We start from the raw sequence: 12,866 nt of genomic DNA on the forward strand, positions 1-12,866 counted from the left end.
TGATAGACGACTGGTCTAATGCTACCATAGCTACTAATAAAACAAGACTACTTTGTCAGTGAATAGTGTTGATAAAACGTAACACATATAAATATATCCTATTACAATACGCCATCAACATGACGTTCAAATGAACGCTGACTATCTTATATATACCGCCACTAGAGGAGAAAATCCTACCTATGTCTAATATAACAGACACTACTACACCAGATACCAAAGCTCACTTACTTGCCACTGGTTACCAATTAATAGCCAAAAAAGGCTTTACCGCTGTCGGCCTAAAACAAATCTTAGACACAGCTGGCGTGCCTAAAGGCTCTTTTTATCATTACTTCGCTTCTAAAGAAGCTTTTGGTGAAGCGATCATTAATCATTATTTTAGCTTGTATAAAGCCCGTCTAGATATCATCGACGCACAAGATGTCAGTGCCCAGAAAAAGCTATATGATTATTTTCAAAATTGGTATGACACCCAACAAAATGGCTGTGACCACGAGAAATGCTTGGTTGTTAAGCTCAGCGCAGAGGTGGCCGATATGTCAGAAACCATGCGTAAAGCACTTGATGCGGGCTATCAGCAAACGACCATGTGGCTCGCTGAGCAGATTAAGGCGGGCTGGACAGATGGGTCTGTACCCCGTCACGATAATATATCAGCTGAGAGTATGGCCAAACGTTGGTATTTCGCTTGGCTTGGTGCCAGCCTAATGGCTAAGATTAGTCAAACAAATACGCCTCTAGCAGAAATTTGGCACATGACGACGACTCAGATGGGACGTTGATAACAAACCATACTTTTAACGTAAGCATCAAGGCATGATGAACATTCATAACGCTCATAGGTACTAGCTGTCAGTATTGTGCTTGAGTATTCAATATGCCTTATTGCTCTCTGTTTCCTGAATCACTCCTTCGAATACATTTGCATTTGACTCAAACAGTTATACGAGAGTTTTGTAAACACTACTAGACGACTGGTCTAATTGGTGTACAATGCGCATCAAGCTTCAGAGTAAATGCACCAATAAGTATTGCTTACCATTCATTGTTTAACGTCAAAATATTTGACGGAACCATTTTTATCAACATTAGGAATTTTATGAATAACTTTCAATATTACAATCCAGTACGCATCGTTTTTGGTGAAGGCCAAATCGAACAATTATCAGATCTAGTGCCTACCGATGCACGCGTACTTATTACTTATGGTGGTGGTTCAGCACAGCGTACCGGTACATTGGACGAAGTAAAAGACGCTTTAGCAGCGAACGGTAACCGTACGATATTTGAATTTGGTGGTATCGAAGCCAACCCAGAATTCACCACGCTATTAAAAGCAGCAGATATGGTGAATGAGCACAACATTGACTTCTTATTAGCAGTCGGCGGTGGCTCAGTAATTGACGGCAGTAAATTTGTTGCACTAGTATCTTCATTGACTGAAGAAGATGGTACTGTCTCACGTGATCAAGCTTGGGATGCATTAACGGGTTATTGCAAAAACATCGACTCTGCTATTGACCTAGGTGCGGTATTGACTATTCCAGCGACTGGTTCTGAGATGAACTCAGGCGGCGTCATCAACTACAGCGAACGCCAAGCAAAACTACCATTTGGTAACCCACTTGCCTTCCCTAAATTCTCAATTCTAGACCCAGTCAAAACGCTTACATTACCTGAACGTCAGGTAATGAACGGTGTGGCTGATGCATTCGTCCATGTGATGGAACAGTATCTGACTTATCCAGTCAATGCTAAAGTCCAAGACGCTTTTGCTGAAAGCTTGCTCAAAATCCTTATCGATGAAGGTCGAATAGTTAAACAAGATCCAGAAAACCTAGAAACACGTAAAAATATTATGTGGACGGCGACAATGGCATTGAACGGTCTGATCGGTACTGGTGTACCGCAGGATTGGACAACCCATATGGTCGGTCATGAGCTGACATCGCTACACGCGATCGATCATGCACGTACATTAACTATCTTATTGCCATCAGTGATGCGTGAGCTAAAAGAAAGTAAAAAAGAAAAATTGCTTCAGTATGCACGTAACGTATGGAACATTACCGATACTGACCTAGATGACGATGCCATCATTGAAACTGCCATTGTTTACACTGAAAACTTCTTCCGCGAGCTTGGCTTGCCAGTTAGCCTAGAAGATGCCAATTTGACTGAATCAGCGATTGATCCAATCATCAAACAACTAGAAGCACACAACATGGTTAAGTTGGGCGAGCACGGCAAGAATGATTTAGAAGTGTCACGCCGTATTCTGCAACGTGCCATTAGTAGCAAAGCTGCTTAATAAAAACACCACCGTAATAAGAAACACATATAGTTATGCTATTTATAGTAGTTACTCAGCACTGAGTAGCTACTTCATTCACAATCAAAACCTCAGAACCAGTAAAATATTAAGACCCATAGAATCTTAAATTTAATAAATAGAAAAGGAATCTAATAATGAGCTTTGATAAGCAACAAAACCAAAAAACAAACCGTCAAATCAAATTGGCAAGCCGTCCAATAGGTGAGCCAAAAGCCGAAAACTTTGATATGGCAACCAGCGATATCCCATCGCCAAATAACAATGAAATGCTGCTGCGTACCGTTTACCTATCATTAGATCCATACATGCGTGGACGTATGAGCGATGCAAAGAGCTATGCTGATCCGCTAGACGTTGGTGATGTCATCATGGGTGCAACCGTGGCCCAAGTTGTAGAGTCCAATATTGACAAATTTGCTGTGGGCGACTTGGTTGTTTCAAACTCAGGCTGGCAAGACTATAGCGTCAGTGATGGCGAAGGTGTCTTAAAACTTGACAAGAACATGCCGAACCCTTCTTATGGTTTGGGCGTACTAGGTATGCCAGGCTTTACCGGTTACATGGGTTTGACCGACATCGGTAAGCCGCAAAAAGGTGAAACCTTGGTCGTCGCTGCCGCAACGGGTCCCGTTGGTGCAACGGTAGGTCAAGTTGGCAAGCAGTATGGCGTACGTACTGTTGGTGTGGCTGGTGGTAAAGAAAAATGTGACTTTGCTGTCAATGAGCTCGGCTTTGATGTCTGTATTGACCATAAAGCCGATGACTTTGCCGAGCAATTAAAAGCGGCGTGTCCAGATGGTATCGATATCTATTACGAGAACGTCGGTGGCAAAGTATTTGATGCGGTCATGCCATTATTGAATGCTCATGCACGTATCCCAGTCTGTGGTCTGGTTGCGCAATACAACGCCACTGAGCTGCCTGATGGTAAAGATCGTTTGGGCGTATTGATGGGCAATATTCTAAGCCGTCGTCTAACCGTTAAAGGGTTTATCATTTTTGAAGAATATGGCGACCACTTCCCAGAATTCTTAAAAACCATGAGCAAATGGGTCGAATCAGGCGATGTTAAAACCAAAGAATATATCGCTGAAGGCTTAGACGATGCGCCAAACGCCTTTGTTCGCATGCTAAATGGCGATAACTTTGGTAAAACAGTGGTTAAAGTATCTGACGTTCAGTAACTCATGTTAAATAATTGACGATAGGTAATAACTATTGTTAATAACCACTTAACAACACAACTTGCTAAGATCACTACTGAAAGTTACGTCTGAAGCAGGAATAATATTAACGGTCACCACTTATACTGATAACGTTTTGGTCATCTGGCTCGCCATTTGAATGAATCCCCTATCAATAAAAATGTGGCTGTTAATGATTTGCTTTACTCACATATAAACAATAAATAAGGATAATTATGAATATTTTAATGGTACTAACCTCACATGATAAATTGGGCGATACTGGCAAAAAAACGGGCTTTTGGCTAGAAGAATTTGCCGCGCCGTACTATGCTTTTATCGATGCAGGCGTCAACGTAACACTAGCCTCTCCTGCTGGTGGCCAGCCGCCGCTTGATCCTAGCAGCGACACTGAAGACACCCAAACCAAAGATACCAAGCGTTTTAAAGAAGATAGCGATGCTCAAAAGCAGCTTGCCAATACTAAAAAACTCGCTGATATGAAAGCCGAAGACTTTGATTCAGTCTTTTATCCGGGCGGTCACGGTCCACTATGGGACTTGGCAGTTGATAAAAATTCGATCAATTTGATTGAGACTTTTGTCAAACAAGACAAACCTGTCGCCTTTGTTTGCCATTCTCCAGCCGCTCTTAAAAACGTCAAAATTGATGGTGAGTATTTAGTAAAAGGCAAAACAGTGACTGGCTTCACCAATTCAGAAGAAGACGCCGTTGGTCTAACAGATGTCGTGCCATTCTTAGTAGAAGACGCCCTAAAGGCCAATGGTGCTAACTATGAAAAAGCCGCTGATTGGGAGTCATTTGTTGTTGAAGATGGTTTATTAATCACAGGTCAAAACCCAGCGTCTTCAGAAGAAGCTGCCAAACGCTTAATCACTAAGCTAAAAGCTTAATATCGGTTGAACGTTAATATAACCGTCCATGCAAAAAGGCCACTATCATGATTCGCTTACATCATCTCAATCAGTCTCGCTCATTACGTATTTTATGGCTCTTAGAAGAGCTGGGCGTGCCTTATGAGATCATTAGTCATCAACGCGATGCTGACACTCATTTGGCACCAGACAGTTTAAAGGCGATACATCCACTCGGTAAATCTCCGGTTATCGAGATGGATGGTCAACTTTATGCTGAGTCGGGTGCGATCACTGAATTATTGATTGAGCGATTTGCACCAGAGCGTCTGCGCCCTGCTACAGATAGCTCGGATTATGGGTATTATCTGCAGTGGATTGACTTTGCAGAAAGCTCGCTGATGTTGCCATTAATGCTTGAGCTATTTACCAAAAAAGCAGGCATTGATGACAATGATTTTTTGAATGGCTATATCGATACAGAAAAAACCAGATTGTTTGAGTATCTGGATGCATCGGTTGAAGGTAAGTCGTTTATTGTGGGTGATAAGCTAAGCGGCGCTGACTTCATGTTGTCATTTGATTTGATCATTCTTGCTAAGCGTCAAAAACTCGATGCTTATCCACATATCAAACAGTATGCCGAACAGTTGGCCAGTCTTGATAGCTATCAGCGCGCTATGCAGTTAGAAGCAAAATATGACGAATCAATTTAACGTAATACATTAACTGATAAACCTATTTTCTGATAAACAAAAACAGCTCTTTATAGAGCTGTTTTTTATGTTCAAAGGTGGCGTGAGTAGGAACTTTTGAAAATTTAACTGACTTTTTTAGCGAGCGGAGGATTCATACATGCTAGCTCAGATAACAGGCAAAAAGCACCGTTCAACGTCATGACATTCTTAAATTAGGTGAGCAGTTTTTAATGTAGTGCAAACCGAGAGTGTGAGACAGTCAAACATGCTATCTATACACAAAAGACAATGGTCTTCATATCTTTTAACTTAAATTTTAATCAGTTAGTCAAGCGTAATAAATGTTCAACAAAAACCATGATAAAATATCCCGAACAGAGTTTAGAATACTTTTTTGGCTCTGTCAGCCTATTAAATGACTTGGGACTCCTTGAGTTTCATACCAATCAAACGAGCGCGATGCTTGTCTAAGAAATGCTCTATGCCATTCTATCCTTCTACGCAGATTATCCATCCATGAGTACTGAATACCAGTTTAAGCCCCATGAACGACCATTCATGTTGGGCTCGCCTGCCACCCCTGATCATCCTGTACGCCGTAAAGTATTTTATTTGCTGATTGGTATTTTTATTGGCTTGACTGCCAGCTTTCAGAATGGTTTATTGGTCGCCAATCTTACCCAAATTCAAGGTGAGATGGGCTTAACGCCAGTAGAAGGTGGCTGGATATCAGTCGCTTACAATATGACCAATGCTTGCGTCACGGTACTACTGTACAAAATTCGTCAGCAATTTGGTATGTCGCTATTTAGCAAAATCACTCTTTTCTTTTTGTTGGCAGCCACCAGTATGCAGTGGTTGGTCAGTAGTAATCTACTCAGTACGATGACTGGAGTTAACATTGAGCCTTATTATTTAGAACTACTCGCCCGTGGCTTTAGTGGTGTAGTGGCTAGTGCGATGACGGTATTGTCTATTTTTTATTGTCTACAAGGCATGCCAACTGCTCGGCGTATCAGCGGACTGATATTGGGGTTTGGCTTGGTGCAGTTTGGCATTCCACTGTCACGGATTATCTCGCCTTATCTAGCAGTTGATGGTCAGCTTGAAGGTTTGTTTTTATTCCAAGTGGGATTATCGCTGATTTGCTTTGGGCTTATTAACATTCTTGAGCTACCACCGGGCAATACAGAAAAAGTCTTTGAAAAACTTGATTTGGTGAGTTTTGGCTTTTTTGCCAGTGGTCTGGCTGCCCTATCGGTATTTTTAGTACAAGGTAGGATTCAATGGTGGACGACGCCTTGGCTTAGCTATCCATTAATCATTGCCGTCGTGACTATTTCGATTGCTTTATGGATTGAGACGCACCGCAAAAACCCTATGTTACAAGTGCGCTGGATGCGTAGCCGTAACATTATTGCCTTTATGATTACCGGTGCCGTCATGCGTATTTTGCTGTCTGAGCAAAGTGTTGGTGCCGCAGGCTTACTAGCAAACCTTGGTTACGGTAATGACCAGCTGATTGTTTTTTATGCCGTCATTTTGGTGGCTAGCATACTAGCATTGGTGATTAGCATTTTTACAACCAAGGCGACGGATCTACGCCGACCCGTTATTTTTGCAGTTACACTGATTGCGATTGGTGCATGGATAGATACAGGTGTGTCACTAAATTCTGCCCCTTATATGTTTTATTTCAGTCAGTTTATGATTGCTTTTGCCGCCGTTTACTTTATGGGACCAATGGTATTTGAAGGTATGTTTCGTGCCATTGCTAACGGGCCTGCCTATATTATTAGCTTTTCGGTGATTTTTGGTATTTCACAAACCGTGGGTGGTTTGGCAGGTGCCGCAGGTATTCAGGCATTTACCACCATTCGTACCCAGATACATTATGCTGATATGGTCAGCTCAATGGATGCCAGTAATCCTGCTACGATGACCCAAATGCTGCAGGGTGTGCAACGCCAAGCAACGGTCGCAGCTTATGATGATTTGTTCTTTTTGATGGCCGTGAGCGCCACCATCACTGCGCTATATTTATTGATGGTTTATCTTTATTATCTTTATCATAAACGCAATCCACTTGGTAAAGAACTTGCCGCATTGGCAGAAATGATGAGTAAAAAATAGCAGATGATAATCATACGAATTTTCTGCTATTACCTTTTTTTCTTATGCTAATTACTATATTTTTAAAAGTTATCTACTATGTTTATTAAATTCATTAGGAGCGCATCATGAGCGAAGACAAATTGAATGATCTTGATGACCACAATCAAGACACCGCTCAAGCTGCCACCCAAAACACTGCTGAAAACAATCAGATACCATCCGATGCGACCACAATAGAGAGGACTCTAAAGGAATCGACAAATGATGATACTGTGACTGTACCGAAGAAAGAGGAGTCGGTAGTGACGTCAGTTGCTGATGCTGATGAAACTCCAATGCCGCCAAAAGAGCCTATTCCTGACGCTACAGGTTGGTCGCCTAAAAAGAAATCTTACTTTAACCTAGGCTTATTGATTGCTCTAATTATTATTGGCGTACTTTTGATTCTTTATGCGTGGAAGCTACCGCCCTTTACGCCTACGGTTCAGCAGACTAATAATGCCTTTGTAAAAGGTCAAACAACGATTATCAGCCCGCAAGTTTCTGGCTATGTCACAGAAGTAGCAGTGCAAGATTTTGAAAATGTACAAGCGGGTGATTTGTTGGTTAAGATAGACGATCGTGCCTTTCAGCAGCAGCTCGAACAAGCACAAGCCAATATCGAAGTTGCTATGACCGACCGCTCAAGCAATGTGCAAGATACGGGCACCAGTCAGGCGCAAATCGAAGCACGTAAAGCGGACTTATATAGTGCCAAAGTTAGCGTTGATAGTGCACGCGAAGACGTCAAGCGCTATCAAGGACTTGATGCCATTGGTGCTGTGTCGAAAGCAGAAGTTGCTCATGCCCAAGCTCAGCTCGCTCAAGCACAAGCTGGCGTTCAGCAAGCAGAAGCCAATTTACAAGTCGCCCTTGAGGCTAGCAAAAAAACCAGTGGTAGCCGCTCATCACTCGATGCCAATATTAAAAATGCAGAAGCAGTTGCTAAGCAAGCAAAGATTAATTTAGACAATACGATTATTACTGCCCCTGAATCAGGACAACTGAGTCAAGTCAGCGTCAAAGCTGGGCAATATGTCAGCGCGGGCACACAGCTCATGTATGTGGTTCCAAAAGGCGTGTGGATTATCGCCAACTTTAAAGAAACCCAAGTGGCAAATATGACTGTCGGTGAGCCTGCGACTATTCATGTCGATGCGCTGAGCGGCGTTAAATTTCGTGGTCATGTCAGTAATATTTCACCAGCGACTGGCAGTGAATTTAGCGCAGGCGCATCAAACCCTGCGACTGGCAATTATATTAAAATCGCTCAACGTATTCCGGTACGGATAGACTTAGAACAAGGTCAACCTGATCTTGCTCAGTTGCGCCCCGGTATGTCCGTTTCAGTCGATGTCGATACTAAAACGAATTAGAGTGTATTGAACATTCACGAATAGGCACTGCTATTCGCTAAAACCTCTCCAGTGAAGGCGTAAAATAAAAAGCCAGTCCAGATGTCATAATCGCTATGACGCCTAGACTGGCTTTTCTACTTATATGCAAATATGAATAGCGCGCTTGGGTTAAGGTAGCAGGCGTTTGGTAATCCAGCTTTCGCTATTGTCTTTAGTATAGACAATACGGTCATGCATGCGATTGGCACGACCTTGCCAAAACTCAATCTCATGAATGGTAATCTCGTAACCACCCCAAAACTCTGGTGTTGGCACTTGGCTATCTTCTGGATATTGGTTTTGTAGCTCATCAAACTTGGCTTGCATCACCTCACGATTAGCAACTTCGCCACTTTGAGGTTGGCTGACCCACGCACCCACCTGACTGTCGTGAGGACGCTTTTGAAAGTAAGCAGCTGACTTATGAGCATCGATTTTAGCAATACTGCCACTAATACGTACTTGGCGCTCCAATTCGTGCCAAAAAAACAGTGCCTCAGCATTCGGGTTTTCAGCAATATCTTGACCTTTAGCACTTTCATAATTGGTGTAAAAAACCACACCATTCTCGGTAATCTCACGCATGAGAACGATACGTACACTTGGTTTATTATCAGAACCGCACGTCGCAAGACTCATGGCATAAGGCTCTTGGACCTTTTGCGCTATTGCTTCATTCATCCACTCTTTTAACAGCTCAAATGGAGAGTCTGGGACAGATTGTTGATCAAGCGCCCCTTTTTCATATGACAAACGTTGATCGGTAAAATCCATGCTCATGGTCATTCCTTATTTATTTGTTGTTTTACAATTAACACGATCAGCCCAATACCGCTTTGATTTGATTAGCCAAATCGTTTGCCAACACATCACATTCGATTTCATCATCTGACTCAACCATTACTCGTATCATAGGTTCTGTACCTGACTGGCGAATGAGAAGACGACCGCGACCCTCTAAAGTTGCCTTTGCTTTGTCAAAAGCAGCGACCAGCTCTTGGTGTTCAAAAGGATCTTGCATTTGACTCAAACGCACATTGACCAGTTTTTGTGGCAATTTTTCAAACCCTTCGGTCAGATCACTGAGCGCTTTACCGCGTGCTTGCATCACCGCCAGTACTTGCAAACCAGCGATAATAGCATCGCCCGTACGACTCTTATCTAAACATAAAATATGACCCGATGGTTCGCCACCTAGTATCCAGCCATTGGCTTCAAGCTCATGCATTACATAGCGATCACCGACTTTTGCACGAGTAAATTTAATATCTGCTGCTTTGAGTGCCAGCTCTAAGCCCATATTACTCATCAGCGTACCAACCACACCCTTAGCTTTATTCTGACCTTGGGTTGCCAGTACGTATAAGATACCATCACCATCGACCAACTTACCTGCCTCATCGACCATGACGATACGATCACCATCACCATCTAGCGCAATACCCACATCTGCTTCGTGCTCGATGACGGCTTTTTGCAGACTTTCAGGATGGGTAGAACCGCAGTCGGCATTGATATTGATGCCATCAGGCGTATTGTTAATAGCAATCACATTGGCACCCAGCTCACGCATCACTCTTGGTGCCACGCTATAGCCTGCACCATTAGCACAATCCACGACGACTGTTAGATGACTCAAGTCATATTGATAAGGAAAACTGCCTTTACAAAATTCAATATAGCGACCTTTGGCATCATTGATTCGATTGTTTTTACCCAATTGTGCTGGATCAACAATAGGCATGATCACGTTATTGTCCGCCTCAGAGGCACTCATAGAGGCACTCATAATGGCTTTTAGCTTGTTATTAATAGAGTTTTGCATCTCATCAGTCAGTTTTTTGCCATCACCTGAAAACAGTTTGATACCGTTATCATAGTAGGGATTGTGCGATGCTGAAATGACCACCCCAGCATCTGCATTGAAACTACGGGTCAAGTGCGCAATCGCTGGTGTGGGTAATGGTCCAAGCATATGCACATCAACACCAGCGGCATTAAACCCCGCTTGTAATGCACCTTCAATCACATAACCTGACAAACGAGTATCTTTACCGATGACCACACTTGGCTTGCGCGCAGGATTGTCATTATTCTCTATCAGTACACGTCCCGTCACATAACCCAATTTTAAAATAAAATCCGGTGTAATCGGTGACTCACCAAATTTTCCGCGAATACCATCGGTACCAAAGTAGCTCATCATGTATGCTCCCAAATCTAAAGGTGAAAGGCCAGACTCATACGCAAACAATAACGTATAAACAGTCTAAGTAGTTGTTCTAATAATCTGTTTGTGTATTTTACAAAAAAAACAGCCAACAATAACAAGGCATTGTTGGCTGTTTGTATCTTAAGGTCACTACAGCACTGCAAAACAGCTATCTTTGACGTAATGCAGGATTATAAAACATCTTTTAATTCACACGATAGTTCGGTGCTTCTTTAGTGATTTGCACATCATGGACATGTGACTCTTTCATACCCGCCGATGTCACCTTGATGAATTGCGGATTGGTACGCATGTCTTCGATGGTCGCAGATCCTGTATAGCCCATTGAAGAGCGCAAGCCGCCAACCAACTGATTAACGATACCAGCGACTGGACCTTTATAAGGAACACGGCCTTCGATACCTTCTGGTACTAATTTTTCTACGCCATCTTTGGCATCTTGGAAATAACGGTCTGATGAGCCATTTGAGCCTGACATTGCACCAAGGCTACCCATACCGCGGTAAGCTTTGTAGTAACGACCTTGGAACAGCTCAACCTCACCTGGCGCTTCTTCAGTACCAGCCATCAATGAGCCTACCATAATGCACGATGCACCAGCGGCAATGGCTTTTGCCATATCACCTGAATAGCGAATGCCGCCATCAGCGATAAGCGGAATACTGTCTTTTAATGCACTAGCGACGTTATCAATGGCTGAGATTTGCGGTACACCGATACCTGCGATGATACGTGTGGTACAGATAGATCCAGGACCAATACCGACTTTTACCGCATCAGCGCCTGCATCACGTAGTGCAAGTGCGGCATCACCAGTTGCGATGTTGCCACCGATGACTTGCACGTGTGGGTAGTTTTTCTTAATCCAGGATACTTTATCAATCACACCTTTTGAGTGACCGTGTGCCGTATCGACCACGATAACATCGACGTCAGCAGCGATTAATGCTTCAACGCGCGCTTGGGTATCTGCACCAGTACCAACCGCTGCACCGACACGCAGACGACCTTTCTCGTCTTTACACGCATTTGGATTGTTTTCGGCTTTGGCAAAATCATTGACCGTAATTAAGCCACGTAAACGGAAATGATCATCGATAACGATGACTTTTTCAATACGATGCTCATGTAGCAGACGTTTGATATTTTCGTTGCTCTCACCTTCATGCACCGTAACCAACTGATCTTTTGGCGTCATGATTTTGCTGACTGGCAAAGACAAGTTGGTTTCAAAGCGCCAATCTCTGTGAGTCACAATACCCACAACATTATCAGTGCCCTTTTCTACCACAGGTACACCTGAGATATTGTTATCTTGGGTTAGCTGTAGCAGATCACCAATCGTCATCTCTGGATGCACGGTGATAGGATCGACTACTGTACCCGCTTCAAACTTTTTGACACGGCGTACTTGTGTGGCTTGCTTGGCGATATCCATGCTCTTGTGCAAGATACCCATGCCGCCTAGCTGTGCCATCGTGATGGCCATTTCAGATTCAGTCACGGTATCCATCGCCGCAGAAATTAGCGGTAGATTCAGTGTGATGTTTTTGGTCAAACGGGTAGACAGATCGGCAGTTTTTGGCAAGACTTCAGAATAAGCTGGCAACAATAAAACGTCATCAAAGGTTAAGGCTTCATCGACAATTCGCAACATACAGACCCCTAGTGGTGGTTATTTTGATGGGTGGGATTTTCGCATTAAGACAATCAACCAAAATCACCGATATGACTTTATGAAGCTAAAGTCTTGAAATTAAAGACCTTGAATCATAGCGTTTTAGATAATAAGCAACGAGCCAGTCGTTGTTTATCATTAAACAAACAGCGACACTCGAAAACTGCAATTGATTGAGGCTAGGTAAGTTTGCATAAATATAGCGCGCTCCTACTCTTAATCGCTCATTTATCCCTTAAAAATAACGCCATATTATAACAAATAAGCTGACAAATCGCATGCTATATTTGTCAGCTTATTTTACTAGCA

10 protein-coding genes are annotated in these 12,866 nt (G+C 43.0%); 7 read left to right on the forward strand and 3 right to left on the reverse strand.

All coding sequences use genetic code 11. The features are described from left to right. The first annotated feature begins 182 nt into the window (after nt 1-182). The 7 genes from JMX93_RS05410 to JMX93_RS05440 all read left to right on the forward strand — a co-directional run bounded on the left by JMX93_RS05410 (nt 183) and on the right by JMX93_RS05440 (nt 8,625). Entirely contained in the window at nt 183-785 is a 603-nt protein-coding gene (locus JMX93_RS05410) for a TetR/AcrR family transcriptional regulator (protein ID WP_499204092.1), read from the forward strand. Nucleotides 786-1,102: 317 nt separating this feature from the next. Beyond that, nucleotides 1,103-2,314, forward strand: coding sequence for an iron-containing alcohol dehydrogenase (locus JMX93_RS05415; RefSeq protein ID WP_499204093.1), 1,212 nt, complete (start codon nt 1,103-1,105; stop codon nt 2,312-2,314). Between the two features lie 158 nt (nt 2,315-2,472). Then, complete coding sequence (gene curA / locus JMX93_RS05420) at nt 2,473-3,522, forward strand: NADPH-dependent curcumin/dihydrocurcumin reductase (RefSeq protein WP_499204094.1); 1,050 nt, start codon at nt 2,473-2,475, stop codon at nt 3,520-3,522. A gap of 236 nt (nt 3,523-3,758) precedes the next feature. Next, nucleotides 3,759-4,436 (forward strand): type 1 glutamine amidotransferase domain-containing protein, encoded by a 678-nt coding sequence (locus JMX93_RS05425; RefSeq protein WP_193013158.1) that lies wholly within the window; start codon nt 3,759-3,761, stop codon nt 4,434-4,436. A gap of 47 nt (nt 4,437-4,483) precedes the next feature. After that, complete coding sequence (locus JMX93_RS05430; RefSeq protein WP_443214525.1) at nt 4,484-5,113, forward strand: glutathione S-transferase family protein; 630 nt, start codon at nt 4,484-4,486, stop codon at nt 5,111-5,113. Between the two features lie 498 nt (nt 5,114-5,611). Next, nucleotides 5,612-7,228 (forward strand): MFS transporter, encoded by a 1,617-nt coding sequence (locus tag JMX93_RS05435; RefSeq protein ID WP_443511276.1) that lies wholly within the window; start codon nt 5,612-5,614, stop codon nt 7,226-7,228. Between the two features lie 107 nt (nt 7,229-7,335). After that, nucleotides 7,336-8,625 carry an HlyD family secretion protein gene (locus JMX93_RS05440; protein ID WP_499204095.1) on the forward strand — a complete coding sequence of 430 codons (1,290 nt, stop codon included), beginning with the start codon at nt 7,336-7,338 and terminating at the stop codon, nt 8,623-8,625. Nucleotides 8,626-8,775: 150 nt separating this feature from the next. Here JMX93_RS05440 and pdxH read toward each other — a convergent pair whose 3' ends face one another. The 3 genes from pdxH to guaB all read right to left on the reverse strand — a co-directional run bounded on the left by pdxH (nt 8,776) and on the right by guaB (nt 12,536). After that, nucleotides 8,776-9,420 carry a pyridoxamine 5'-phosphate oxidase gene (gene pdxH / locus JMX93_RS05445; RefSeq protein WP_499204284.1) on the reverse strand — a complete coding sequence of 215 codons (645 nt, stop codon included), beginning with the start codon at nt 9,418-9,420 and terminating at the stop codon, nt 8,776-8,778. Between the two features lie 46 nt (nt 9,421-9,466). Next, nucleotides 9,467-10,849 carry a phosphoglucosamine mutase gene (gene glmM / locus JMX93_RS05450; protein WP_499204285.1) on the reverse strand — a complete coding sequence of 461 codons (1,383 nt, stop codon included), beginning with the start codon at nt 10,847-10,849 and terminating at the stop codon, nt 9,467-9,469. Nucleotides 10,850-11,063: 214 nt separating this feature from the next. Then, nucleotides 11,064-12,536, reverse strand: a complete 1,473-nt coding sequence (gene guaB, locus JMX93_RS05455; RefSeq protein ID WP_499204096.1) for an IMP dehydrogenase — start codon at nt 12,534-12,536, stop codon at nt 11,064-11,066. Nucleotides 12,537-12,866 lie beyond the last annotated feature (330 nt).

Origin of the sequence: Psychrobacter muriicola 2pS (genome assembly GCF_904846535.1) — a bacterium.
Lineage (GTDB): Bacteria > Pseudomonadota > Gammaproteobacteria > Pseudomonadales > Moraxellaceae > Psychrobacter > Psychrobacter aquimaris.

Bases quoted from the DNA above. Each gene is read 5' to 3' on its own strand.
- JMX93_RS05410 (WP_499204092.1), top strand. From the start codon at position 183: ATGTCTAATATAACAGACACTACTACACCAGATACCAAAGCTCACTTA.
- JMX93_RS05415 (WP_499204093.1), top strand. From the start codon at position 1,103: ATGAATAACTTTCAATATTACAATCCAGTACGCATCGTTTTTGGTGAA.
- curA (WP_499204094.1), top strand. From the start codon at position 2,473: ATGAGCTTTGATAAGCAACAAAACCAAAAAACAAACCGTCAAATCAAA.
- JMX93_RS05425 (WP_193013158.1), top strand. From the start codon at position 3,759: ATGAATATTTTAATGGTACTAACCTCACATGATAAATTGGGCGATACT.
- JMX93_RS05430 (WP_443214525.1), top strand. From the start codon at position 4,484: ATGATTCGCTTACATCATCTCAATCAGTCTCGCTCATTACGTATTTTA.
- JMX93_RS05435 (WP_443511276.1), top strand. From the start codon at position 5,612: ATGAGTACTGAATACCAGTTTAAGCCCCATGAACGACCATTCATGTTG.
- JMX93_RS05440 (WP_499204095.1), top strand. From the start codon at position 7,336: ATGAGCGAAGACAAATTGAATGATCTTGATGACCACAATCAAGACACC.
- pdxH (WP_499204284.1), bottom strand. From the start codon at position 9,420: ATGGATTTTACCGATCAACGTTTGTCATATGAAAAAGGGGCGCTTGAT.
- glmM (WP_499204285.1), bottom strand. From the start codon at position 10,849: ATGAGCTACTTTGGTACCGATGGTATTCGCGGAAAATTTGGTGAGTCA.
- guaB (WP_499204096.1), bottom strand. From the start codon at position 12,536: ATGTTGCGAATTGTCGATGAAGCCTTAACCTTTGATGACGTTTTATTG.